General features: G+C 60.3%; 17 protein-coding genes and 2 pseudogenes. 11 read left to right on the top strand and 8 right to left on the bottom strand.

Annotated elements, in window-relative coordinates; all coding sequences use genetic code 11:
* Window position 1 precedes the first annotated feature (1 nt).
* Window positions 2-1,060 carry a glycosyltransferase family A protein gene (locus NBH12_RS09055; RefSeq protein ID WP_250819398.1) on the bottom strand — a complete coding sequence of 353 codons (1,059 nt, stop codon included), beginning with the start codon at window positions 1,058-1,060 and terminating at the stop codon, window positions 2-4.
* Between the two features lie 178 nt (window positions 1,061-1,238).
* Here NBH12_RS09055 and NBH12_RS09050 point away from each other — a divergent pair, with 178 nt between their 5' ends.
* Window positions 1,239-2,300 carry a Fic family protein gene (locus tag NBH12_RS09050; protein ID WP_054321830.1) on the top strand — a complete coding sequence of 354 codons (1,062 nt, stop codon included), beginning with the start codon at window positions 1,239-1,241 and terminating at the stop codon, window positions 2,298-2,300.
* Between the two features lie 40 nt (window positions 2,301-2,340).
* On the opposite strand, the gene NBH12_RS09045 is transcribed toward NBH12_RS09050, so the two are convergent.
* The 4 genes from NBH12_RS09045 to NBH12_RS09030 all read right to left on the bottom strand — a co-directional run bounded on the left by NBH12_RS09045 (window position 2,341) and on the right by NBH12_RS09030 (window position 8,757).
* Window positions 2,341-3,066, bottom strand: coding sequence for a pyridoxamine 5'-phosphate oxidase family protein (locus NBH12_RS09045; protein WP_250819397.1), 726 nt, complete (start codon window positions 3,064-3,066; stop codon window positions 2,341-2,343).
* A 72-nt stretch (window positions 3,067-3,138) separates the two neighbouring features.
* Window positions 3,139-4,155: a peptide-methionine (R)-S-oxide reductase MsrB gene (gene msrB, locus NBH12_RS09040; RefSeq protein WP_250819392.1), complete on the bottom strand. Its 1,017-nt coding sequence runs from the start codon at window positions 4,153-4,155 to the stop codon at window positions 3,139-3,141.
* Between the two features lie 598 nt (window positions 4,156-4,753).
* A complete protein-coding gene (locus NBH12_RS09035) occupies window positions 4,754-7,378 on the bottom strand; it encodes a bifunctional lysylphosphatidylglycerol flippase/synthetase MprF (protein WP_052828706.1) in 2,625 nt (874 codons plus the stop codon).
* Entirely contained in the window at window positions 7,375-8,757 is a 1,383-nt protein-coding gene (locus NBH12_RS09030; RefSeq protein WP_250819389.1) for an alpha/beta hydrolase, read from the bottom strand. The genes NBH12_RS09035 and NBH12_RS09030 overlap by 4 nt, the downstream gene beginning before the upstream one ends.
* Before the next feature lie 329 nt (window positions 8,758-9,086).
* Here NBH12_RS09030 and NBH12_RS09025 point away from each other — a divergent pair, with 329 nt between their 5' ends.
* Window positions 9,087-9,260 carry a hypothetical protein gene (locus tag NBH12_RS09025; RefSeq protein ID WP_224743711.1) on the top strand — a complete coding sequence of 58 codons (174 nt, stop codon included), beginning with the start codon at window positions 9,087-9,089 and terminating at the stop codon, window positions 9,258-9,260.
* A gap of 141 nt (window positions 9,261-9,401) precedes the next feature.
* Here NBH12_RS09025 and yddG read toward each other — a convergent pair whose 3' ends face one another.
* From yddG to NBH12_RS09010, 3 genes are all read right to left on the bottom strand, one after another.
* On the bottom strand, window positions 9,402-10,382 hold the full coding sequence (gene yddG, locus NBH12_RS09020; protein ID WP_250819388.1) for an aromatic amino acid DMT transporter YddG: 981 nt from the start codon (window positions 10,380-10,382) through the stop codon (window positions 9,402-9,404).
* Between the two features lie 376 nt (window positions 10,383-10,758).
* Window positions 10,759-11,262, bottom strand: coding sequence for an Hsp20/alpha crystallin family protein (locus NBH12_RS09015; protein ID WP_003827936.1), 504 nt, complete (start codon window positions 11,260-11,262; stop codon window positions 10,759-10,761).
* A 198-nt stretch (window positions 11,263-11,460) separates the two neighbouring features.
* Window positions 11,461-12,552: an alpha/beta fold hydrolase gene (locus NBH12_RS09010; protein ID WP_003832535.1), complete on the bottom strand. Its 1,092-nt coding sequence runs from the start codon at window positions 12,550-12,552 to the stop codon at window positions 11,461-11,463.
* A 460-nt stretch (window positions 12,553-13,012) separates the two neighbouring features.
* Between NBH12_RS09010 and NBH12_RS11025 the strand changes: the two are divergent.
* The 9 genes and pseudogenes from NBH12_RS11025 to pknB all read left to right on the top strand — a co-directional run.
* Window positions 13,013-14,227: pseudogene (locus NBH12_RS11025) on the top strand (DPP IV N-terminal domain-containing protein); the annotation flags it as partial.
* Window positions 14,228-14,344: 117 nt separating this feature from the next.
* Window positions 14,345-15,883 (top strand): annotated as a pseudogene (locus NBH12_RS11165) (prolyl oligopeptidase family serine peptidase); the annotation flags it as partial.
* A gap of 452 nt (window positions 15,884-16,335) precedes the next feature.
* Entirely contained in the window at window positions 16,336-17,037 is a 702-nt protein-coding gene (locus NBH12_RS09000) for an FHA domain-containing protein (protein ID WP_003827932.1), read from the top strand.
* A 30-nt stretch (window positions 17,038-17,067) separates the two neighbouring features.
* Entirely contained in the window at window positions 17,068-17,592 is a 525-nt protein-coding gene (locus NBH12_RS08995; protein ID WP_025299452.1) for an FHA domain-containing protein FhaB/FipA, read from the top strand.
* Window positions 17,593-17,596: 4 nt separating this feature from the next.
* Window positions 17,597-19,216, top strand: a complete 1,620-nt coding sequence (locus NBH12_RS08990) for a PP2C family protein-serine/threonine phosphatase (protein ID WP_250819385.1) — start codon at window positions 17,597-17,599, stop codon at window positions 19,214-19,216.
* Entirely contained in the window at window positions 19,213-20,820 is a 1,608-nt protein-coding gene (locus NBH12_RS08985) for an FtsW/RodA/SpoVE family cell cycle protein (protein WP_003832543.1), read from the top strand. Before NBH12_RS08990 ends, NBH12_RS08985 begins: the two co-directional genes overlap by 4 nt.
* On the top strand, window positions 20,817-22,283 hold the full coding sequence (locus tag NBH12_RS08980; RefSeq protein WP_250819384.1) for a peptidoglycan D,D-transpeptidase FtsI family protein: 1,467 nt from the start codon (window positions 20,817-20,819) through the stop codon (window positions 22,281-22,283). The genes NBH12_RS08985 and NBH12_RS08980 overlap by 4 nt, the downstream gene beginning before the upstream one ends.
* Window positions 22,280-23,230: a serine/threonine-protein kinase gene (locus NBH12_RS08975; protein WP_025299450.1), complete on the top strand. Its 951-nt coding sequence runs from the start codon at window positions 22,280-22,282 to the stop codon at window positions 23,228-23,230. The genes NBH12_RS08980 and NBH12_RS08975 overlap by 4 nt, the downstream gene beginning before the upstream one ends.
* A complete protein-coding gene (gene pknB / locus NBH12_RS08970; RefSeq protein ID WP_250819383.1) occupies window positions 23,227-25,275 on the top strand; it encodes a Stk1 family PASTA domain-containing Ser/Thr kinase in 2,049 nt (682 codons plus the stop codon). The genes NBH12_RS08975 and pknB overlap by 4 nt, the downstream gene beginning before the upstream one ends.
* Window positions 25,276-25,341 lie beyond the last annotated feature (66 nt).

Here is a 25,341-nt window from a genome sequence, read left to right as displayed (position 1 = left end):
CTCAACTCCGCAAGCGTATGGCGGCGGCCATTCCACCGTCGCCATAGGTGGGGTGGGTCATGAAGGCTTGGCTGGCGGTGGTGTCGCCGCGCATCAACGATTCCCACATGGTTAAGCGGCTCATGGAGATGGCTTCAACGCCGAGGATGGCGTTGGCGATGTGCGCGGCGTAGAGATCGCGATGCTTGGTGATCAGGAAGCGCATGAGATCGAGGCGCTTGGTCATGCTGGTCACGTTTGAGGAGGCCGGGGCCGTGCGGTATTCGATTAGGGGCTCGGGAACAATGCCGATGTGAGCCGTGCCCTCCTTGGGATTCTTGGTGTTACCGGCATCCCCGACAGCCTCAATGTTCCCGGCATCCTTAGTACCGCCAATATCCACAGCACCGCCTGCACTACCAGCATCCTCGACACCATCGGTATCATCGATACCGCCGGCATCCCCAATACCGTCGATACCATCTTCCGCTTTCGCAGCCAACCCACTCTCCAGCAACGACAAGAAGAAATCCCAATCCTCAAAGCCACTGCGCATCGACTCGTCGTAGCCACCGCAACGCTCCCACGCCGAGCGGCGAATCATGCATGTGGCCGGGCAGCAGTTATGTGACACGAACGCTCCCGCGTCGCCACCGGTCGGTTGGACCACTGAGTCCAGAACCCCGAACGTACGCAGCCAACCAGAGGACGCAACCATCGAATCATCAGCAGCCAGCAACGGCAACGTACGCTCAATGAAGGTCGGCATCAAACGGTCATCGCCATCCAGCACCACCACGAACGGCGCCTCGGCAGCGGCGACACCACGATTGCGCGCGGCGGAAGGACCGGCATTCACCTGCCCGATAAGATCGACGGCGACACCGCCCGTATCCGGCACTCCATGCCGGCAATCGTCGAGAATTGCACTCAACACATTGACGGACGCTTGATCATCAGACCCATCATCCACGATGATGATGCGTTCCGGGCGAACCGTCTGGGACAATGCCGACTCGACTGCTTCGCGAATCAACGGACCCTGATTGCAACTGGTAATTACCACTGTCACTGCTGCCATGCGGCAAGTCTATCGGGTTCGAGAGCAAACCACCCACCGGCGCTGCGAGCCACCTCCCGCCAGCGGAAGGTGAGATTTGAGCAACACCATCATCAAGGGAATAACAATCCACTTTTCTGCATCATATTGATAGAATATGATGCAGAAAACTATTCGATGATGCAGAAAGAGATTCACAATGAAGCACTTCGACTACATCACCGCCGCCAAGGAACTGCTCACCCCACAAACCACAACACTGCTATCCGCCATCCACGAAGCCAAAGGTCGTCAAAGCGTACAGGCTGCAACCAGGCCTGATTTGCTGAACACACTCATCACGGTTGCACGCATTCAAAGCACCAACGCATCCAATCGTATTGAAGGTATCTCTACCAGCGACAAGCGACTCAACGCACTGGTTGCAGAAAAAACCACGCCACGCAATCGTGCCGAGGAGGAAATCGCCGGCTATCGCGACGTACTCGCCACCATCCACGAAAGCCACGACTACATTCCACCGACCCCAAATACAATCCTCCAACTGCATCGCGATCTGTTCCGATACACTGGCCTCGCTTTCGGCGGACATTTCAAAGACAGCGACAATGTCATCATCGAGCGCGACGCCACCGGAAAACAAATCATTCGTTTCACGCCCCCAAACGCACTCATCACACCGGAGCTCGTCGAGCGCGCCTGCGCCGCCTATACAGAAGCCATCCAAGACGGACATATCGATCCATTGCTCGCCACAGCAATGTTCACCTTCGACTTCACCTGCATCCACCCATTCAATGACGGCAATGGTCGAATGAGCCGGCTGCTGACCTTGCTACTGCTCTACCGCAATGGTTACCAAGTAGGTAAATACATCAGCATTGAACACCTTATCGAGCGGACCAAAGACACCTATTACGAGGCACTTGCCGCGAGCACATACGGCTGGAACGACAACGTCAACGACTATGCACCATTTGTGAACTACTTACTCGGCGTCATCCTCACTGCCTGTAAAGAGTTCGACGAACGGATTGGGGAAGTGTCCGGCTGGGGCAGCAATAGAAAACCCACCAAGGAGCAGCGTATCGGCAATCTATTTGACCGCACATTATCGCCGCTCTCAAAAGCGGACATACTTCAACAATTGCCCGATATCAGCGCCAGCACTGTTGAACGTACACTGAAGACACTGCTTGACAACGGCACCATCACCAAACTGGGCGCCGGCCGCGGCACCCGGTACGTTAAGAACCGTTGAGCCGCACCACAACCGACATCCCATCCTTGCTGCAATGATGTTATCGGGCACCGATCACACCTGCGCGCGGCACGGCAGGGCGCTGATGCATGTGCGCGGGCGCGGGCTTGGCACGGACCTTGGTGGTGAAGTAATCGACCTCAATCTTCCACACTGTGACGCTGCGCACCTGCGCGTCGGTGAATTCGACGTGCGGCATGTGCGCCTGCTGCGCCATCAGCGCCTGCAAGCCGTGGCGGCATTCATCCAAATCCTTGACCAGCGAGGCCTCGCCATTGCCGACAATCGACTTGAACGCCTCGCCCCAATTGCACGTGGTGCGACCCGCCACCACCTCGCAGTCGGCCTGCATGGTGAATGCCACGGGCAGACGCCCGCCGGCTGCGGCACGAATCGCGTCGAGCTTGCGGCCGTGCGGCGCGGAATGGAACCAGAGCGTCAGTTTGCCGGGGCACCCCACCTCATCGGCTGCCACGACTCCCGTGCTGCCGACCGTCTCAGCACCGTTCACCAAGACTGTTGCGGCAACACCATCGGCCTCGTCATACTCATAATCAAATCCGAAATTCAACGGCACGATGGCCAGGCCCTCAGCATCCGCATATGCCACTTCGACGATGTCGCAAGCGGCGATAATCGCAGCGATCTGCTCGGGGTCGGTCACCTCACGGTCCGCGCGACGCATCATACGATGCTCGCCGGCAACCGTCCGGTCATCCTCACGCTTGGCAGGTTTGCGAGCGCCCGCAATGTTCTCCATGCTCATGTTGCTGTCCGGTCCTTTCGGCGCTTATATTCAGCAAAATACCACATCTCATGCAGCTCGTGCAGTCGCGGCTTACCGTTCGTGAGCTGCCCCAGGCTGATCGGTCTTCCCGACCGGACCGTCAGCTTCCCCGTCCACGGCCGGAATCCAGTCGCCGTAGCCCTCCTCGGCCATGCGCGAGCGCGGCACGAATCGCAGCGCGGCGGAATTCATACAGTAGCGCAGGCCGCCGCGATCGGCCGGACCATCGGCGAACACGTGGCCCAGATGAATCTGCGTGTCGGAAGTGCGCACCTCAATACGATCACGCCCCGGAATGCGATGATCCTCGTGCTCAGTCAGCAAGTCACCCTTAATCGGCCGGGAAAACGCGGGCCAGCCGCAGCCGGAATCGAACTTGTCCCGCGAAGAGAACAACGGCTCGCCGCTGACGATATCCACGTAAATGCCGGGCTCGAACTCCTCGTCATACTCGTTGACGAACGGGCGCTCGGTAGCGGCGTTCTGCGTGACCGCGAACTGCTCGAGCGTCAGGTCCCAGATACGCTCCACGTACTTCTGGCGGCGCTTCACGTTCGCAATCGCCGCAATCGGCACATGGCAGTAGCCGCCGGGATTGTTGATCAGATAATCCTGATGATGGGCCTCGGCCGGGTAGAAATTGCGTAGCGGCTCGACCAACACGGCCGGGCGCTGCGGCTGACGGTCGACCAGCTGCTCCAAGGCCGCCACGTACACGGCACGCTGCGTCTCGTCCGTGTAGAACATGCCGGTGCGGTATTGCCGGCCGCGGTCCTCGCCCTGCTGATCCACCGAGAACGGGTCGATGACTTCCAAGAACAGCAATGCCAGTGTCCGCAGGCTTACCCGTGCTGGGTCGAAAGTAACCTGCACGGTTTCGGCTGCATCCGTGCCGCCCGCGCACACCTGCTCGTAGGTCGGCGATTCGACCGTGGATTGCGCGTAGCCAACCGTGGTGTCCGTGACACCGTCGACGTTCTGGAAGTAGCGCTCCAGCCCCCAGAAGCAGCCGCCGGCGAAGTATGCGACCTGCGTGTTGCCGTCATTATGTTCGGTAAGTTCGCTCATGCGTCCCACGTTACACCGTTGAGATGGTTCACGGTACGGCTGGAAAATCTCCGCAACGGCAAAAACGCTTTCGAGGGGCTGATTCGGCCTGCTCCGGAGGTCTACTTTCGTTTCAAGGGGCTAGTCATCCACTAGAACGCATGTAGAAACCCATCTACGCCAACGCCATTCCGCCAGTTTCGGAGCGTGAATACTTCGGCATCAGCCCCTTGAAACGAGAGTAGACCTCCGGAGCAGGCCGAATCAGCCCCTTGAAACGGAGATAGCGACTTCTATGCCCTCCTCGCTGGGGTTTCTCCGTTCAAAGAGGTATATTCGGGCTTCCGCGGAATGCTATCTCCGTCCAAAGGGGTACCGAATATGGGAAATTCCGAGTACAAACGCCGTCATTGCAACGCTCATACTTGGGATTTCAGGGTTCAGGTACCCCTCCGAAGGCAGTTAGCTATCCGCAAGAAGCTGAAGGTACCTCTTTGAAAGCAGATAGCCCCATCTTGGGCTCGAATCGGCCAGTCTCCGGTCCGTACGTAAACGAACAGGCAAACGGCCTAGAGCCTCAACCGCGAACACGATTGTCGGGGTCCGTACGCCCCACACCCTACGACCGCAGCGTGCTGAGCATGCCGGCCACTTCGGCGGGCGTCACGCTGGGCACGTAGGCGCGCACCACGGCCAGCCCGATCTGGGGCAATGCCGCCGGGTCCGGGTAGCACACGTAGACCGGTGCCTCGGTGGGCTGGAACTTGCGCTTGAAGTTGAACAACGAATGGAAGCCGTACGCCGGCTCCATCCAATCGGCCACGATCTGCAGCGCATGCTGGAGCACCTGTGTGCCTTCCCCGGCCGGCGCACCACCTTCGCCGGCATTGTCCCGCTCGGGGTTCATACCGGCCAACGGAGCCGCGGACAAACTCATGAATTCTGCGGCACGCTCCGGATCCGCAGCCCCCTCATCACGCAGACGCTCGGCCATACGCGCAATCAGGAACTCCATGATGCCGTTAGGACTGTCGGTACGATGCCGCATGAAGTCCAGTGTCCAACCGATCACGCGCCCATCACGCCATGTGGGCAGCCAGCTGGTGACGCCCAGCACACGCCCATCCGCATCGACGGCATACAGAAGACGCACGCGCGGGTCACGCAGTTCCTCGACACCGCCCAACGTAAACTTCATCTCCGGCAAAGCCTTGAGCTGTGCCCATTCCTCGGAGATGTCCTCAATCTGCTCACGCACTTCCAGTGGCGATTCCAGGAACGTGGACTGCACATCGGTGATGCCGTCGCGCTTGGCTTTGTTGATGGCGGTACGCACGTCCTGCCATTTCTTGCCGGTGGTCTTCCACACACGCGGGTCCACAACCATTTCACTACCGACCTCAATCGAGTTCCATCCCTCAGCCAGCAGCGCATCACGCTGCTCGCGATGCACACTGTAGAACACCGGCGACCACGACCGTTCCACGCAATACTGCGTGAATCCGGTCAGATCGTCCATCCACTCCGCCGGATCGCCAAATGGCCCAGTGCAGGTCAACGCAATACCGTTGAGTACACGGTATGCCACGGCCGATTTGCCCGTGGGCGACAGCCAATAGTCGTTGCCTTCCCACGTGGTCATGAAGCTCATCGATTCGCCGCCGGTCTCAACCAGCCGTTCGGCACGGGCCTGCGCCCGTTCATTCGACTCGCTGACGTCGCTCATCCAACGCATCACCACGGCCAGCACCACGATCCAGAACACCAAGCCAACGCCCTGATACACCACAGACGCCAATGGCGTACGCGGCACGAACGACAACTTCATATGGCTCAGGAACCCGATGGGCAGGAACCGTCCCGGCAGTTCGGCCAACAGCGACGACGCCGTGGCCCGAGGCGCAAACGCGTCCGGCTGGGCGATGCCGTACATAAGGTACACGGCGGCGCAGGCCAGTAAGGCCAGCACGATTACACCGACGCCGCCGATCAGCCGGCGCCAGCCGACACGAATCGGGAAATGCTTCAGCATCGCAGCCAAGGCGACGGCAAAAATCAACGGTGGCAGAGCATTCGCCACGCAAGCGGTAATCGCGCCATGCTGCAGCAAGGACGTCATACCGTTCGGTGCAAAGCTCAGCGGCACGACCAGATAATAGGCAATGGCGACGCCCGCAGTGAACAGGTTGATGGCCACAGCGCAGATGGCCGCAAACCGGCGACCGCGATACAGGCCCCATGCCAGCACCAAGGTCACGGCTGTGGGCAGCAGCGAGCGCAGAACCGCGCCAGGCATCGAAGCACGCAACAGGTCGAATTGCAGGAAGCAACCGCTGTGCGTGGCTCCGGCCAAGCATTTGGCCAAGGTGCCGTTGTCGACGGAAGCCGGGCTCATCAGTAGGCCGACCGTGCTCAACGGCCCGGCATGGTTATGCGAGGTGATGGAAATGACCGGCCCCAGCGCCAGCACCACGGCGATGGCGGCGAACATGCGACGTGCTTCGAATGAGGTGCTACGCAGCCAGTGCCAGCCGGTTTCGGCGTGCGCGGGTGGACCGGCCATCACACGGCCGGCGATGTGACCGAGCAATGCGGCGGCGAGAATGCAGTAGTCGCCGGGGTTGCCGCTGTAGAGCAGCGCGACCAGAATCGCCACATATCCGATGAGCCGGATACGCCGCCGCCACAGGTGGCCGCAAAAGGCGCTGGCCGCCATCAATGCGCCGACCGGCAGCACCAGCGGGCTCAGGGCAAACCGCATGCGGGAGACGAACTGGGAATCCTGGAACAGCCAACCGGCCGCCGCGCACAGGCCAAGGCCGATAATCGCGCCTGCAGCAGCGCAGGCGAGCGCAGCAGCAACGGTGCGGGTGCGACCCAGCCATGGCTCGGCGATGGAGAACATGACGAGCCACAGCACGGCATCAATGATGAGCTGGATCACGCCGCGCGCCAGGAACAACGAGCACACCAGTTTGCCGAGATCGAACTCGGCCATACTGGTGTCTAGGCGCAATGGGAACGCGAATCCGGCCATGGCGGCCACCAGCCATACCACCAAGTTCAGCACGACCAGCACCGTCGTGGCCACAACGGCCAGCCTATGTCCATCCACCCACTGCCGCGCGTCCTCGGCCAGTTCACGCCAGCTGTCCGCAACATGGCCGGATTTCGGCGCATGAGACTTGGACGCATGCGAGGTCTGCGGCTTCCTGCCGCCCTCATGCTGCTGTTCGTCGCTCATTGCAACACCTCCACTTGGTTGTAGTCCTTCAACGGTTGCGGCATCTCACCCAATCCGGTTCGTTCGCCGAACCAGTCAAGCCCGGCCCGCCAGACGGCTTGCACCGCATGCCAGTCATGTCCGGTATCCGGCACGACCAGTTCGGTGACGTCCATGCCGACTTTGCGTGCGGCTTGGGCAATCAGACGCATATTATGTATCGACTCTTTATCCCGTTCGCCCGCGCCGGAGAACAGCGCCTGGTCCGATGAGCCGGTGGCGGCAATCACATTGACCGGCACCTGTGCGTCATAAGCGGACTGGTCACCGGCGAAATACTCCTTGACCATCTTGGCGACCGTACCATTCGTCGGCTTGAGCTCACCGTCCACCGGCAGCATCGCGCCGTACAACTCAGGATGACGCGGGCCGAGCTGCGTGGTGCAGGTGCCACCCTGCGAGAAGCCGCCAATCGCCCACATCTTCGCCGACTTGGCCACAGGCAGATTCCTCTTGGCCCACACGACCACATCCTTGGTGAGATAGGTCTCGGCATTGCCTTGGGTAGTGTCGGCACACAGGCTGTTATGCGACGCCTCACCATTCTGGTCGGGCGCAATCACGATTGGCGCCAGACCGTCATGCTTGGCCGCATACGAGTCCATCATTGCCGCGATGTTGCCCGCGTCGATAAGGCGGCTCGGGCTGCCCGGCTGCCCGGCCATCAGTTCCATAACCGGCAACGTCGGAGGCATCTCGCTAAGCGCGGCGGGCGGCAGATAGATCATTGCCGGGCGCGCGGCGAAGTTCGATTTCGTATTGGGAATGGTGACAGTAAGCACCTTGCCGGTTTGCGGCATGTCGGGCAAATCGTTGCGCTGGGCACGCTTACGCCATTGGTCCACGCTCATCGCGGATTCGTGCACTTTGACCGAGCTCAGCGAAGCATATGGCGAATAGCCGACGAGGTTGCCAATGGTCTGGTATTCGCCATAGATCGAATCCACGCCGAGTGCCGTGGAGACCAGTATCAACGGCACCAGAATGATGGCGACGACGCGACGCAGTCCTTGGACGATCACGGCTGAGGCAATTACGAAGCCGACCGCCGCGATGCCGCCGGCGATGGTAAAGATCACCGGCCAGCCGAGCGAGACCTCGAATGCCATGAACACGTCGGATACCAACCATGCCGCCAACAGGCCTACAGCACCGGCGGCCACGGCGACGATCAATGACACGATTAGCGGGTGCATGCGATGCGCACGGTTCCGCTTGCCCACAACCAATCCGATCAGCAATACGAGTGCCGCCACTGCGGTCACGCCGAATATGGTCTGAGGAACGATTCCCCGAATCAGCGACAGCTCCATCAACGTCTTCCAGACGGAGTTCCTCATACCTTCACCCCCACGCTTCCCAAGAGCTCATGTAAGCCTATCGCGCAATTCAGGGAAGAGTGTCGGATTTCACAGAACATCCCGAGAGTTCTCAACCTTTATTCAGACTCTGTCCGGAACGCATCATCAGACGTCAGGGCATATGCTGGCAGGTATAACGAACGCGAACGAACAACGCCCGGCTTCCGCCAGCAAGCCCTCCAAGGCCAGCTCCGCTGCGGCCAAAAACGCTTACTAGACCCGCGTCTCCAACCCGCATCAGGCATGGTTGACCATCATCGGCACCGTGGCGGTTCTAGTGATTATCGTGCTGTGCCTCGGATTTTTTTGTGAACTGGGGATTGGCCGCCCTGTCCGTGATCATTCTGGTTCCGGGTGCGATTTCTCTGGCCATCCTCGCCAAGCACCCTGAATCCACCAGCGGACGCAGCATGTTCGGCATTTCCAATCCGGACGCCCTGCTTGACCCGATCCGCCGCCCGTCCGAGCGCCGGGGCAAGTGATTATGGTTTTCCACTACGCGGTGAACCTCCCACCGCGTAGTAAAAAGCCCACCACGCGGTAAGCGGGATTTGATGATTCGCGGAATTAAGCCGTTTTGAGACGCCTCGTGGTGGGCAATTCACATCGTGGTGGAGATTTCACTACGTGGTGGGGTCTGAGCGACGCGCGCTGACCAGATAGTTCAGCACCGAACCAGCGGCCACCAGCAACGCACCGCACCAGAACGGCAACGATAACGCCAATCCCAATAGCACCGCACTGGCCCCAGTGGAGAGCACCGGCGTGGCATAGGAGGCGATGGCCAGCCGCTCCATCGAGCCGTGCAGAATGCCGTAACCCCAGCAGGCATAGCCGCCGCCGATTGCGGCAGCCGCAATGAAGACGAACAGCCATGCGACCAGACTCGGCGGCTCTGCAGGCCAGCCCTGCCCGGAAGCAAAATGGATAATCCACAATGCCACGGCTACACACGGGAAGAACACCGAAGTGCCATCCACTCCATGTGACCAGGACGGTGTGAACACCGCATACACCGACCATGCGAGCGCGCCCGCAAAAGCCAACACATACGGCAGCGGATTATCAGCTATGTGTCCAGCGGCTGCCTGCCAGTCAAGCCCGGAATTACCACCAACCGCCAGCGCGACGCCAACCGTGGCCACAATCGCGCCCGGCAGCACCTTCCACACCGCATGCCTGCGACGGGATACGGCCGCCGCCAGAAGCACCATCATCGTGGGCCATAGGTAGTTGACCAGACTCACCTCCACCGACGAAGCGGCCATGGAGGCCAAACCGAGCGAAAGCGAAATAGACGATTCATAAAACACAAACAGCAGGCCGCCGATAATCAGATACTTCTTGGGGAACGCGCGGATCGGTGCCGGACGACGGAACACCAACAGCAGGATGCCGCCAACCGTATATATCAGGGCCGATCCGAGCGTGGCACCGAAGCTTTCAGACACGATGCGCACAGTGCCGGCCATGAAGCTCCACAGCACAATTGCCATCAGGCCGGCCGCAGTGGCACGGGAGGAAACAACATGGCCGCCGGAATGGCCGGCATGACTTGCCATCGGTGCCGGTGTGCCGCTTGCGTTGCGCGCGTCGTCTGCCATATGCATGTCCTCTCTTGCCTCGTTTCGAAGTCACTCTACCCACCGGATATGTACAGCGGCGGAACGGCACGCGACCGGAATAAGAACATGGCAAAACAGGGTGCTCAAAACAGCAAAATGCCGGGCAGGGTATACACCCTGTCCGACATTTGCATTGGCTATGTTTCCCGCCGTCTGTCACAATAGTCGGCGTTGAAAGCGTGGGACAGACAGCGCAGGGAACAGAGTCTAGTTTGCAATCGATTGCGCTAATCTCTCCCCCAGTCAGCTTCGCTGACAGCCTCCTCGTCAGAGGGGGCAACAAGCCCGATGCTGGACACCGGGCAAGCACACTACGAAGCTAAGCTTCAAGAGAGACTGAGCGCAACAATCTCAATCAGCCCTCAATTGCGATCCGATGCTTGGCCTCAACCTGCGGCTGAGCCTGCATCTTCGGCACCTGGACGCACAGCGTGCCGTTCTGGTAGCTGGCGTGGATGTCGGATTCCTTCACGTCATCGCCGACATAGAAGCTACGAGAGCACGAACCCATGTAGCGTTCGCGGCGCAGCCACTTGCCGGAATCGGACGCGCAAGCGCACTGCTCATCCGAGTCCTTACCTTCAGCAGCCGGATCCTTGTCTTCATGCTCGCTGCTGCGAGACGCGGACACGGTCAGATAGCCGTTGTTCAACTCAAGGTTGATGTCGTCCTTCTTGAAACCAGGCATATCGATGTCGACGTCGTAGCCCTTATCGGTCTCGCGCACATCGGTGGTCATCATGTTGGCAGGCATCGCAGCGCTCATCGCGTTGTCCGTGTTGCGCCAGCCCTCAAAGAACGGGTCATCGAACAGATCCGAGAACATAGTGTCATTCATCAAAGCCGGAAACATTGCCATAATCGGTACTCCTCGATTAGGAGAGAATCGGCTTGGCTACCAGCCGTCAACCCGTATCACGGGCTGGCAACGGTTATCGTGGCCGGTTCCGGAACCCTCCCGGGCTCTCAACCTTTGACCTTCACTTCACCCAATTCCAGAGCGCGGCAATCATTCCGGAGTTTTACCCACAGTGAAATTCTGATATATTCCACTCAATCAGTACGTGGCGCTGGCAATCATCGGATCGTCGTAGAAGCTCAGGATTCTCTCGAGGTACGGCTTGTAGATGGCGTTCGGCATCGAGAAAATCTCATGCAGCGATTCAGGGTAACGCACCATGTCCGCCTCGCCGCCGCCGTCCTTGACCAGTTGGACGAAACGGTTCTGCGGATTGTTGAGCACCCAGATATCGCGCCCGGACTGGAACAGCAGCACTGGCGTCTCCACTTCGGCGCAGGCGGTGGGGCTGAGCACAGCCCGGTTCATCTTCAGCGCTTGCCGCACCCATTCGAAGGCCGCACAATAGGTCTGATACTCACGGTTCTCGCAACGCAGTTTGAAATACCAGCGTTCACGCGCCTCGGAGGCGCCCTCGTTGCCTTCCATGGAGAATTCCGGGGTGAAGTCGGACTGTCCGAACACGCGCTTTTTGCCGAACCCCAGACCGCACAGCGCGCCGACCAGCACACGGGCCACGCCCAACGGCATACCAGTGGCGGGGGCGATCATCGGGGCGGAGAGCACCGCCTTGTCGAACAAGGTCGGATACTGCTCAAGCACCAGTGCGCCGATGCCGCCGCCCATCGAGTGGCAAAACAGGTTCAGCGGCATGCCGGCCGCGTACTGCTGGCCGATGGTTTCGGCGAAGCCGGCCAAATCGGCCACATATCGGCGCCAATCATCGATCCACACCATGCATGGGTTCTCGACGTCGCGGGAAGATTTGCCGTGCCCACGATGCTCGAGCACACATACCGAATAGCCGGCAAGCAGGAAGTACCAGACCAGCTCGTCATATTTTTCCGCGAACTCGGTGAACCCGTGGCTGATGACGATGGCCCCGCGGAAGGTGGCGGTGGCGCCTTGCTCGCGAATTGCGTCGAACTTGGCCGAGTCGTAGCACAAGTAGTGCAGTTGACCAGAGCGTCCGCCTGTATCCATAATGCCGGAAAGCGGCTCAATACCAGCCGATCGCTCGGCAGCGGACGGATCGTACCAGCCTTCATCTCGGCATTGCTCGAGGGCGGGCAGCACCACGTCCGTCATCGTTTCGGCGTACTTGTTTTCGTCGATCATCGTCACCTGCATATCCACTATCTTACGGCCAGCAAGCCTGCCGGAGCGGATTCTTATCGCCCACCACCTGTTGCGGTGGGCAAAACCTCGGACCAGTCGATGATTTGCCTCACTGAGAGGCCGTTAGCGAGGTAAAACCTCGAGCTAGTCGACAAAATGCCTCACTGAGAAGCCGCCAACAAGGCAAAACCTCGAACCAGCCGACAAAATGCCTCACTGAGAAGCCGCCAACAAGGCAAAACCTCGAACCAGCCGACAAAATGCCTCACTGAGAAGCCGCCAGCAAGGCAAAACCTCGGACCAGCCGACAAAATGCCTCACTGAGAAGCCGCCAGCAAGGCAAAACCTCGGACCAGCCGACAAAATGCCTCACTGAGAAGCCGCCAGCAAGGCAAAATTGTGAACGAACCGATGTATTGCTTCGTTGCCGGCAGCAACTCCCCCTGACCGTACAAGCGCGTAGGTTGGAAGCATGAGCGAAACCAATGATGTTACCGATGCAATCGCCAATCTGCCTCGTCGCAGGGCACGTACGCTGCGCTTCACCTGCGGAGCCCCGCGTTCCGCGCAAACCATAGGCGACGGTTCGCGAGCGCTGTTCCTGCGCTCCGACGGCCCCGAGGATCTCGTCACCGCATTGTGGCTGAGTTGGTTTGATGACTCGAGCGAGCATCACGAAACCAAGCTGACCGATCCGCGTGAGCTACTGGGCGCTACCGCTGATAGCGAAAATGTGCCGGCCGAGGAGAAAGCACGCCGCGAACGTGCCCGTGAAGGCGGCACTGGCATCGTGAGCTATTCCGTTGACGCCGATGGTGATCGCGTGGTGTTCACCATCAATGGTCGGCTGTTTCTGACGGAGATTGGCAACGATGCTGCAACTGGCGCGCCGACCAGTCGCACCCGCGAGCTGGCCGGCGAATGGCTGGACGAGGATCCGGCAATGTATACGCCGGTGCTCAACCCGTGCATCGCCCCAGACGGCGAGCATGTGCTGTACACCACCGGCACCTACTTGATGCTGGTCGACATTGGCGATTGGCCGGCTGAGGGTGAACCGTTCGAAGTGCCCGAAGGTGAGCTGGACAACGGCTTTGAAGTAGAGGCAGATGCCGAGGAATCCGCGCTGAGTGAGGGCCTGTACGGCGATGAGGAGGACGGCGACCAGCCGCTCACCGACCGTATCACCGCCATCTACGGCGTAAGTGTGGAGGACGAGGACGGCAACCCAGCTGAAAACACCTGGAAGATTGGTTTGGCCGAGTTTGTGGCCGGCGAAGAGATGGATCGCTATGACGGTTTCTGGTGGTCGCCGGATTCGCAGCATGTGCTATTCGAGTCCTTTGATACCGCCGATGAACCGACCTGGTACATCAGCGATCCGGCCAATCCCGAGACCGCTGCCACCGGTCGCCGCTACCCGCGCGCGCTGACCCGCAATGCCGATGTGTATCTGACCGTAATCAGCCTTGCGTTCGATGAGAACCACCGATACGCCGGCATCACCGGCAATGCTGATGTGACATGGGATCGCGAAGCCTACGAATATGTGGCTGCCGTGAATTGGCAGCGCGGCCATGATCCTCTGGTGCTGGTGCAGAACCGCCGCCAGACCCGCGATCAGGTGCTCGAGGTGGCGGTTGAGACCGCCGAAGAGCCGGAGGCGCTGAGCGATGACGTTGCCGCCACTTGGGCTCAGGCAGCCAGTGCCGATCAGAGCGAGAGGATTGTGGAAACTGATGTCGTGGAGTTCGGCGGCGACAACGAAATCGGCGAGACCTCTTCATTTGCATCGTCCGCCCCGACGCTCGGCGCCACCCGCGTACTTGAGGAGCATGCGAATGAGCAATGGATCGATCTGATTCATGGCACGCCCGCCTACACGACAGATGGCCGTCTGGTGTGCTCGTTGAACGACATGGGCACCGATACCAACCGTCTGACCGTGGATGGCCGGCCGTTCACGCCCGCCGGCTGGAATGTGCGCACTGTGCTCGATGTGACTGATACCGACGTGCTGGCTGTAGTGCAGCGCGCGCCGGAGATCGCCCCCGAGGTGCCGCCCGCATGGGCCGAGTCCAGCGATGACGACGGCACCACCAACGGTGCCGGCGCATCCGACGAGTCCATCGCGTCCATGATTGGTGGGCATGATGCTCGAAGCTTCGACGTGGTGAGCATCGATTACAGCGGCGATATCACACCCGTGACCACTGTGCCTGGCCAGTGGACCGCCTCGCGCGCCGAGCGCGGCATGGTCGTTTCCGGTCGCGACATGACCCATGCCAATGCTCAGATGTTCCACATCCTTGGCTCCCCTCTCCGAGGGGAGCTGGCCGCGAAGCGGACTGAGGGGAGCGCACCGGTGACGACCGAGACTCCGCTCAATCTCCCTACGGCCGACAGTTCCTCCCAGGGAGAAGGACCAGCAGAAGCCACTATCGCCAGCACCGCTGCCGAACCCGGATTCACGCCGAACGTCACCTTTACACGCCTCGGCGAGCACCAGATGTACACGGCGATTATCGCGCCAAGCCCCGAAAGCCCTTACGCGCACGCCGATAAGCTGCCGGTGCTGATGAAGCCGTACGGCGGCCCAGGATTCCAGCAGGTCATCGCCTCGCAGTTGTTCTACTGGGAAAGCCAGTGGTGGGCCGATCAAGGCTTCCTGGTGGTTACCGCAGACAATCGCGGCACCACCGGTCGCGGCCCGGCTTGGGATCGCGAAATCTTCGAAAACATGAAGGACGTGACGTTGGCCGATCAGGTCGAGGCCGTCAACGCTCTGCCCGAGGCCATCGCCAAGCTGAACGCCGACCGGGGACTCTCGACGCAGTTGACCGAGGGCGATTTAGCCAAGGCTGAGAACCGTCCATCGGCGCCTTGCGCCACCTCCCGCAAGCGGGAGGCAATTCCTATGCCCGACCTCGATAAGGTGTGCATGATCGGCTGGTCCTACGGAGGATTCCTCTCCGCGTTGGCCGTGCTGGACGCACCCGACGTGTTCAAGGCCGCCTGCGCCGGTGCCCCGCCCACCGACTGGACGCTGTACGACACGCACTACACCGAGCGTTATCTGGGCCTCGACCCGGACGTGTATTACCGCAACGGCATCGTTCAGGACGCGCCGAAGCTCACACGCCCACTGATGCTCATCCACGGCTTTGCCGACGACAACGTCACCATCGCCCACAGCCTGCGTCTCTCGCAAGCCTTGATGGCAGCAGGCCGTCCGCATACCTTCCTGCCGCTGACGGGCATCACCCATATGACCAACGACGAAACGGTGGCCGAGAATCTGCTCACACTCCAGCGCGACTTCCTACGCGAGGCGCTGTCCTAATCCCCTCCAGTGGGGCAAAACCGCCATGAACTGGCTGTTCCGCCCCACTGAAACATACTCAGTGGGGCGATTCTGCCAGTACATGGCAAGTTGACCCCACCAGCAAGCCCTCAGTGGAGACGTCTTACCAGATACTGGAAGATTTGCCCCACTGAGACGCTTTCAGCGAAGCCAATACACCACGAACTGGTGGTTTTGCCCCACTGGCAGCTCCCCAGCAGGGCAAAACCGCCAGCATCTGGATATTTTGCACCGCTGAGAGGCCAGTAGTGGGGCGCACCCGCCACAAACTGGCTGTTCCACCCCACTGAGATGTGCCAAACGACACATCACGCCCTCTTTTCCTGTCTATTTTTTGGAAATTTTGCACTCATCGCCGGCAAACGGGCCTGTTTTTACCCCCCATATTCCTACAGCCGCGTAGGATAGGTGAAGATTAGAAAGGGAGGACTATGAGCGTTCTCGACCGTTTTGAAAAAAGCGTGGAGGGTGCAGTCAACGGAGTATTCGCCAAATTCGGCTCCAAAGACCTGCAGCCTGTCGACCTCTCCAGTGCGCTGGAGCGTGAAATTGATGCCGAAGCCATGCCTGTGGGCCGTGACCGCACGGTGGCCCCGAATGAATACCGTTTTAAGCTGAGCACTCCGGACTTCGACCGCATCGAAGCATGGGGCAGCGAAACTTTGGCCAACGAGCTTGCCGACAACCTCACCGAGTACGCCAAGAGCCAGCATTATGCCTTCGTGGGCCCGGTCGTAGTGATCTTTGAAGAAGACCTGGATCTGTCCAAGGGCAATTTCAACCTCGCCTCCGAATCCGTGCAGGGCAACGCCGTGCCTGTCACCACAGACACCCAGACCGAAGACAGCCCCGTGCTCGAGGTCAACGGCAACCAGTACCTGCTCACCAAAGACAAGACGATGATCGGCCGCGGCTCCGGCTGCGACATCGTCATCGATGATCCGGGCATCTCCCGCAAGCATCTGGAAATCGACATCACGGACAACGGCGTAATCGCGCGCGATCTTGGTTCCACCAACGGCACATACGTGGAAGGCCATCAGGTTCCCGCCGCCACGCTGCTCGACGGCAACACCATCACCATCGGCCGCACGCGCATCCTGTACTGGGCCTCCGCGCAAGCGCAGGAGTAGTCGAGCGCCCCGCCCGAAAGTCATCTATCTATGACCGAACTGACATTCGCCCTGCTCAAGTATGGATTCCTCATCCTACTGTGGGTTTTCATATGGCTGGCGGTACGTTCGTTGCACAAAGACATCGAGACGTTCAGCCCGCGCATCTCTCGTTCTCGCCGTCGCCGCGAACGAGAGATGCACAAGGAGAAGGCCGAGGCGCCACAAGCACCGGTCTCCCGTGCCACTTCGTCCAGCGCGCCGGTTGCCTCCGGAAACGTCAACCCCACTTTGCTGGTGATTATTGACGGCCCGCTGGCCGGCAGTTCCGTGCCACTCACCGGAGCCGAAATCGGCTTGGGCCGCGCCGCGTCAAATACCGTGGTCTTAGACGACGAATTCGTGTCTTCCCACCACGCCCGCGTCTATCGCGATCCCAGTTCCGGCCAGTGGGCTATTGAAGATCTGAACTCCACCAACGGCACCGTGGTCAATCAGCAGCGCATCAGCCAGCCCACCATTCTGCCCGCTCGCGTCCCCGTGCGCATCGGCGCCACAACCTTTGAACTGAGGTAGCCGCATGCCTAATTCCGCCGCTTCACAACCGCTGTTCCTGTATTCCACCACTGTGTCCGACGTGGGCACCGTGCGTGCGAACAATCAGGATTCCTCCTTCGCCGGCGAGCATCTGATCGCCATTTGCGATGGTATGGGCGGTCATGCCGGCGGCGACACGGCATCTTCCATCGCCATCCGGTCTCTGGCTCATATTGAGCAGGACGATACCGGCGGTGATGTCGAGGTCATCTCCCGCATGATGGAAACCTCCGTTATGGCCGCGCATGACGCCATCGTCGGCAAAGCCAAGCGCGAACGCAAGCTCGCCGGCATGGGCACCACCGTCACTGCAGTGGCATTGGTCGCCGGCTACTGGGTAGTGGCGCATATCGGCGATTCCCGCGCATACCTGCTGCGCGACGGCCACCTGAGCCGCATTACCTGCGATCACAGCTATGTTCAGCACCTGATCGACACCGACCGCATCACACCTGCGGAGGCCAAGAACCATCCGCAACGCAATGTCGTTATGCGCGTGCTCGGTGATTTCGACATCGACCCGCACCCGGACATCTCCATTCGCAAGGCCCACCCCGTGGATCGCTGGCTGCTGTGCTCCGACGGCCTGTGCGGCGTACTGGAAGACTCCACCATCAAAGAGACGATGACCGCATTGGCCGATCAAGGCGAATGCGCGCAACGCTTGGTGCAGATGGCCCTACGCGCCGGCAGCACCGACAACGTCACCGCCGTGATTGCGGACGCCACGCTGGCTTTGGATGCCGACGCCTTCGATCTGCCACATCAGACCCCGCTGGTGGGCGGCGCAGCCAGCCGCAGCCTGGAGCCGATTGCCGATATCGTCAACGAACCGGTGGCCACCGCCCCTGCGCTGAGGGACGATCATTCGCCCGCCAAACGCGCTGCGGCACTGATGCAGCCAGCGGACACGCAACATAACGATGCAGCGCCAGCCAGCGCGGAGCCATCCACCACCCGTGTGGTGCAGCCCTCCGCCGTCCGCGAGGAGACCGGCGAGCGCGATAACCCGGATACTGGCGAAATTCCGGTAGTGCAAAAGCCTGACGGCCGTCTTTCCGCGGACCCGAACGATCCCGAGGTGGCCAAGGCCATCAGGGACGAGCACGTGGAGCAGAAGAAAGCCACACGTGCCAAGCATCAGCGGAACCGATTGGCCATAGTCATCACCATTCTTCTGGCTGTGGCGGTGCTGTTCGGTGCCGGCACCGGCACGTACATGTGGAGCCAGACCCGGTATTACGTCGGCAACAGCAACGGCAAAGTGGCTATTTACCAAGGCGTACCTACTAATCTGTTCGGCTTGGCGCTGTCTCATGAGGTTTCCAGCACCTCGATTACCGTGTCGAATCTGCCGCAGACTTGGCGCGATCAGCTCAATCGGGGTATTTCGGTGGGCTCCTTGGACGAGGCCCAATCGCATGTGGGCATTATTCGTAGCGAAATGAACAAGTTCAAGAAGCAGCAGGAGAGCGAGCAGGCCAAGAAGTCCACATCCAGCAACTCGTCAGGCTCATCCAACTCGTCCACTTCCGGCAATACCAACAAGTCCGAGTCCGGCATTGGGGCAGCCGACGACGCCACCACGGGAGGATCGCAATGATCGCTACCCGTTTCCGCCAAATTGCGCTGCTCCTGCTTGCCGTGGCTATCAGCGCGCTGGCGTTCATCCAGATGTTCCAGCGCACCACCGGCGCATTCCCCGTGCAATACGCCATCATGTTGTGCGCGGCGGCCGCACTGTTCCTCGTGTTCTGTGGGCTGACCGCCCGCTTCCAGCCGTATGCCAGCCAATCCATCATGCCGTGCGTACTGCTGCTCACCGCCACCGGCATCACGATGATCGCCCGCATCGACCAGAGCGAGGGATGGGATATCGCCAAGCGCCAGATCATATGGCTGTACGTTGCTTTGGTGCTTTCGACGCTGATCATCGTCTTCCTGCGAGATTACCGCGTTCTCAGGCGCTTTTCCTACGTGTCGATGGTGGTGGGTCTGATACTGCTGCTTTCCCCCATGCTGCCGGTTATCGGCACAGAGATCAACGGCGCTCGTATCTGGGTGCGCATTCCAGGCCTCGGCAGCTTCCAGCCCGGTGAATTCGCCAAACTTTTTCTCGCGTTCTTTTTTGCCGCCTATCTCTTCGATCATCGCGATCAGCTGGCTGTCGGCGGCAAAAAGGTGCTGGGATTGCAGCTGCCCCGCATCAAGGACTTAGGCCCTATCATCGTGGTGTGGATCGCCTCGATGGGAGTGCTCGTCGTGCAACACGATCTGGGTACCTCGCTCATGTTCTTCGCCATGTTCGTGGCCATGCTGTACACGTCCACAGGCCGCAAAAGCTGGATCGTCATCGGTCTGATCACCTTTGCCGCAGGCGCGATGCTGGCCGCAAGCATGTTCAGCCATGTGGGTTCGAGAGTCGATGCATGGCTGCACCCGTTCAGCAATGAACAGTACACCAAGTCCCCCGGCGGCTCTTGGCAGCTGGTCACCGGCATTTTCGGCCTGGCATCTGGCGGCATGATCGGTACCGGTCTGGGCCAGGGACATCCATCTCTGGTCACCTTCGCCAACTCCGATTTCATCTACGCCTCCCTCGGCGAGGAGCTCGGCCTGGTGGGCGTCATGGCTATTCTGATGCTCTACCTGATCATCATCGCTTCCGGCTTCATCGTCGCTATGAAAATCAAGGACGGTTTCGGCAAGCTGCTTGCTTCCGGACTGGTGTTCACCATGGCTTTCCAGGTATTCACCGTGGTCGGCGGCATCACGCTCGTCATTCCGCTTACCGGCCTGACCCTGCCATATATGGCAGCCGGCGGTTCCAGTCTTATCGCCAACTACATTCTTGCGGCGTTGCTTATCGTCATTTCCAATTCGGCGAACCAGCCGGAGCCTGAGCTGACTTCAGATACCTTCCAGCATGAAGCGCTTGCGGCGTTGCGCAACAAGGAGCTTAAGGCCCGCGCACGCGCCACCGAGCCCATTGTCCGCCCGCGTGTAGCCTCGGCCACGCCGCACGACGTGTCTGAGGAAGCAAACGACCCGCAGATTCCAAACACCGCTGAGGAACCCGAGTACACGGTCCGTACCGGGGTCCTTCCCTCGGTGCCCCAGGTGCCATCCATGCCTCCTGCCCCACCGGTGCCGCAGATCCAGACGAACTTCCCCATCGACACATCCAACGGAGGTGAACGCGCATGAACAAATACCTGCGCCAGCTGTTTACCGCCGTCATCGCTCTGTTCGTGGTACTCGGCCTGTCATCTACCATCATCATGGCCATCAGCTCCAGCACGCTGAACAACGACTCTCGCAACGCCCGTGCCCTCTACCATCAGCTTGGCGCTTATCGTGGCGCCATTTTGGCCTCCGACGGCACGGTAATGGCTCAATCGGAGCCGGTAAATGACGCATTCAAGTACCAGCGCACCTATTCGAATGGACCGCTGTACGCACCGGTCACCGGATTCTTCTCCATCAACCAGACTGCGGATCGCGGCCTGGAAGCCTCGCGCAGCATGTTGCTTAGCGGCGAGGCCGACTCGCTGATCTGGCAGCGCGCCAAGGCCATGCTGACCGGCAGCGCCAATCAAGGCGCGTCCATCGAGACGTCAATCAACCCCAAGATCCAGCAGGTCGCGTACGACCAGCTCGGCACCAGGGACGGCGCCGCCGTGGCCATCGAGGTGAAAACCGGCCGCATCCTTGCCATGGTGAGCACCCCCAGCTACGATCCGAACCAGCTGGCCACCCATGATTCCGCTGCCGCCGCCAAGACGTACAACGAGCTTGCGGCAGGCGGCGATAGCCCCCTGATCAACCGCGCCACCTCACAGCTGTACCCGCCCGGCTCCCCGTTCAAGACCATCGTGGCATCCGCCGCGCTGGAAACCGGCGATTACCAGACGGATACGCAGATTCCGGCAGGCAGCTCATACACGCTTCCCGGCACCAACACCCAGCTGCCGAACTCCGTGTACCAAGCCAACGGCACTGACGGAAAGATTTCGCTGCAGGACGCGATTACCTGGTCCTCGAACACCGCTTTCGCCCAGCTTGGCGTGGCTCTGGGACAAGACAAGGTCAGCGATATGGCCACCAAGCTTGGCTTCGGCAGCACCATTACCATTGACGGCACCGAGAACACCGGCACCCCGATGACAGCCACCGCATCGACGTTCCCGTCCAGTTCCACCGCCGACAAACTGGCATTGGCCTCCATCGGCCAAGGCGACAACACGGCCACGCCGTTGCAGATGGCAATGGTCGCCCAGGCCATCGCCAATGACGGTAAGCTGATGCGTCCCACCCTGGTGGATCGCGTACGCGCCTCCGATCTGACCGTGCTTTCCGAAACCAAGTCGCAGGTCATGGCCGAGGCGTTTAGCAAGGATACTGCAGACAAGCTCACCACCATGATGGAAAGCGTGGTTACCAAGGCCAACCCGACGCTTGCCATCAATGGCATATCTGTGGCCGCAAAAACCGGTACTGCACAAATCGGCATCGATAACAGCAGCATCGACGGCTGGGTTATCGGCTTCGCGCCGGCAGACAATCCGCAGATTGCCGTCGCAGTGCTGGTGCATAACACAGATTTGTACGGTTCGTTCGCCGCAGGCCCGATTATGCGCGCGATGATTCAGGAGGCGCTGCAGCAATGAAACTCATCGAAGGACAGCTCATTCACCGCCGATACCGCCTTGACGCGCGCCTTGCGCAGGGCGGCATGGGCGAGGTCTGGAAAGGCTACGACATCCAGCTCGGACGCGAGGTGGCCATCAAGGCTTTGCGTTCGGACATGACCAATGCTGAGGCCAAGCTTCGCCGTCTGCGTGCCGAGGCCCACAACTCCGCCAACCTGGCGCATCCGAACATCGCCGCCTTGTTCGAATACTATGAGCATGATGGCATCGGATTCCTCATTATGGAATACGTGCCCTCGAAGTCGTTGGCCGATTTGTTCCACGAGAAGGGCGCGATGGATCCCATCGAACTGCTGCCCATTCTCATCCAGACCGCGCGCGGCCTGTTCATCGCACACTCGCACGGCGTGATTCACCGCGATGTCAAGCCGGCCAACATCATGGTCTCCGATAGCGGCGAGGTGAAAATCACCGATTTCGGCGTCAGCTATTCCACCGGCCAGGGTCAGATCACCCAAGACGGCATGGTGGTGGGCACCGCGCAGTACATTTCGCCTGAGCAGGCGCAGGGCCAGCAGGCCACGCCGCAATCCGACATCTATTCTCTGGGCGTGGTGGCCTACGAAGGGCTCGCCGGCCACCGTCCGTTCACCGGTGCCACTGCGGTGGATATCGCGGCCGCACACGTGAACAATGCCGTGCCTCCGCTGCCCGATTCTGTGGATATCCAGCTGCGTGAATTCGTGATGTCCATGCTGGCCAAAGATCCGCTGGACCGTCCTAAGGACGCTCTGGTGGTGTCCCGCACACTGGCCCGCATCGAACGTCGTCTGCTTGACCAGCAGACCGAAATGACCGACAGCACCATGATCACGTCCGGTAGCCGTCTGCCCCGTAGGGTGTCGAGCACACCGCGCATCGTTATGGAGGCTCCGGCCTCATTATTGGGAGGGAATAAGCAATGAGCAGCAATATGCCTACTGCACTGGCCGATGGCCGATACCAGCTCGGCCAGCTCATTGGCCGCGGCGGCATGGCTGAAGTCCATGTCGCTCTCGACACCCGCTTGGGGCGCACCGTCGCCATCAAGATCATGCGCGCGGATCTGGCCAACGACGACATATTTCTGGCCCGCTTCCGCCGTGAGGCGCACGCGGTCGCGCAGATGAACAACCCGAACATCGTGAACATCTACGATTCCGGCGAGGAGACGGTCACCGCCGATAACGGCGACGTGGAGCATCTGCCGTACATCGTGATGGAGTACGTCAAGGGCCAGACCCTGCGCGACATCATCAAGGTGAACGGCGCCTTGAGCCAGCGCGACTGCGAGCAGGTAATGCTCGGCGTGCTAAACGCCCTCGACTACTCGCATCGTATGGGCATCATCCACCGCGACATCAAACCCGGCAACATCATGATTTCCGAGCAGGGCGTGGTCAAGGTCATGGACTTCGGCATCGCCCGCGCACTGGACGACTCGGCCGCCACCATGACCCAATCGCAGGGCGTGGTGGGCACCGCACAGTACCTGAGCCCCGAGCAGGCACGCGGCGAGACCGTGGACATGCGTTCCGACCTGTACTCCGCCGGCTGTGTGCTGTACGAGATGCTGACCGGCCGCCCGCCGTTCACCGGCGATTCCGCCGTGGCCATCGCATACCAGCATGTTTCCGAGGTGGCCACGCCGCCTTCCGCCGTGGTGCCGGGCCTGCCGAAGATGTGGGATTCGATCTGCGCCAAGGCCATGGCCAAGGATCGCCAGAACCGTTATGCCACTGCTTCCGAGTTCAAGAACGATGTCTTGACCTATATGAACGGCGGCGTTCCGGTGGCAGCTGCGTTCAACCCCCTGACCGACCTCTCCAACATGAAGGCCCGCAGGGATGCCGAGCGCGACCTGCCGACCGCAGCTCTGGGACAGCCTCAGCAGCCTACGCAGGCATTCAATCCGGTAACCGGCCAATTCGAGCAGATCTCGGCCACCAATGGCACCAATGCCGCAAACGTCAAGTCGCGTGCCGAGCAGCGTGCGGCTGCGGCCAAGGCCAAGAAGCGCAAGCGCATCATTATTGGTGTGGTTGTGGCATTAATCGCGGTTGTCGCCATCGTGGTTGGCGTAGCGTTTGCCATGAACGGGTCGCATACGTCCACCGAAGAGCTGATCGCCATACCTGAATGCACCGCATCCACATCCAAGGACGGCATGGACGCCAAGCTCAAGGCGGCGGGATTGACGATGGTGGAGAAGCGTGACACCGATTCCACCGAGCCGGAAGGTACATGCACGCGAATGAGCCCCAAGGCCGGCACCAAGGTGGCCAAGGGTTCCAAGGTGCAGGTATGGTTCTCGGCCGGACCGCAGTCCATCTCCATTCCGGACGTTTCCAAGCGCACTCAGGATGAGGCCCGCAATATCCTCAAGGATGCCGGCTTTGAAGTGAACTCCGTGGTCAAGACCGAAGACAGTGATTCCGTGGCCAAGGATCTGGTGACCCGCACCGATCCCGCCAACGGGCAGTCCGCCACCAAGGGCTCGTCGATCACCCTGTGGGTGTCCACCGGCATGACCAAGGTGCCGAACAACCTGGTGGGCCAGGCAAAGGATGCCGTGCTGCAGCAGTACAACGACAAATTCAACTTCACCGTGGAATCCGAGAATTCCGATTCGGTGCCTGCCGGATCGATTACCCGCGTGGAGCCCGGCTCCGGTTCCTCCATCGAACAGGGCGGCACCATCACCATTTGGGTATCCGCCGGCAAAAAGCAGGCCACCGTGCCGACCATTGCCGCCGGCACCAACTACGCGACTGCAAAACTCACGCTGGAGGCAGCCGGGTTCACTGTACAGGTCAGCGGACCAAGCGACAACAACGCAGTGGTGGTCAGCACCGATCCGGCTGGCGGTTCGCAGGTCGATGAAGGCTCGACTGTCACCATCACGACCAAGGCTGGGGCCAGTAGCAATACCAACAACAGCAGTGGTGGCAACACCAACAACGGGCAATAGCCCGTCTCGCGACCGATGATGAGCATTGACCCCCGCTAGCGATACCTGCTAGCGGGGGTCAATCAT

The organism is Bifidobacterium sp. M3-N-101 (genome assembly GCF_023656805.1).
Taxonomy (GTDB): Bacteria; Actinomycetota; Actinomycetes; order Actinomycetales; family Bifidobacteriaceae; genus Bifidobacterium; species Bifidobacterium breve.
The sequence above is the reverse complement of the archived record's forward strand: the minus strand, read 5'-3'. Positions and strand labels throughout refer to the sequence as shown.

Coding starts and splice junctions, on each gene's coding strand:
- NBH12_RS08985 (WP_003832543.1), top strand. CDS start 19,213: ATGATCGCTACCCGTTTCCGCCAAATTGCGCTGCTCCTGCTTGCCGTG.
- pknB (WP_250819383.1), top strand. CDS start 23,227: ATGAGCAGCAATATGCCTACTGCACTGGCCGATGGCCGATACCAGCTC.
- NBH12_RS08975 (WP_025299450.1), top strand. CDS start 22,280: ATGAAACTCATCGAAGGACAGCTCATTCACCGCCGATACCGCCTTGAC.
- msrB (WP_250819392.1), bottom strand. CDS start 4,155: ATGAGCGAACTTACCGAACATAATGACGGCAACACGCAGGTCGCATAC.
- yddG (WP_250819388.1), bottom strand. CDS start 10,382: ATGGCAGACGACGCGCGCAACGCAAGCGGCACACCGGCACCGATGGCA.
- NBH12_RS09045 (WP_250819397.1), bottom strand. CDS start 3,066: ATGAGCATGGAGAACATTGCGGGCGCTCGCAAACCTGCCAAGCGTGAG.
- NBH12_RS09030 (WP_250819389.1), bottom strand. CDS start 8,757: ATGAGGAACTCCGTCTGGAAGACGTTGATGGAGCTGTCGCTGATTCGG.
- NBH12_RS09050 (WP_054321830.1), top strand. CDS start 1,239: ATGAAGCACTTCGACTACATCACCGCCGCCAAGGAACTGCTCACCCCA.
- NBH12_RS08990 (WP_250819385.1), top strand. CDS start 17,597: ATGCCTAATTCCGCCGCTTCACAACCGCTGTTCCTGTATTCCACCACT.
- NBH12_RS08995 (WP_025299452.1), top strand. CDS start 17,068: ATGACCGAACTGACATTCGCCCTGCTCAAGTATGGATTCCTCATCCTA.
- NBH12_RS09015 (WP_003827936.1), bottom strand. CDS start 11,262: ATGGCAATGTTTCCGGCTTTGATGAATGACACTATGTTCTCGGATCTG.
- NBH12_RS08980 (WP_250819384.1), top strand. CDS start 20,817: ATGAACAAATACCTGCGCCAGCTGTTTACCGCCGTCATCGCTCTGTTC.
- NBH12_RS09035 (WP_052828706.1), bottom strand. CDS start 7,378: ATGAGCGACGAACAGCAGCATGAGGGCGGCAGGAAGCCGCAGACCTCG.
- NBH12_RS09055 (WP_250819398.1), bottom strand. CDS start 1,060: ATGGCAGCAGTGACAGTGGTAATTACCAGTTGCAATCAGGGTCCGTTG.
- NBH12_RS09010 (WP_003832535.1), bottom strand. CDS start 12,552: ATGCAGGTGACGATGATCGACGAAAACAAGTACGCCGAAACGATGACG.
- NBH12_RS09000 (WP_003827932.1), top strand. CDS start 16,336: ATGAGCGTTCTCGACCGTTTTGAAAAAAGCGTGGAGGGTGCAGTCAAC.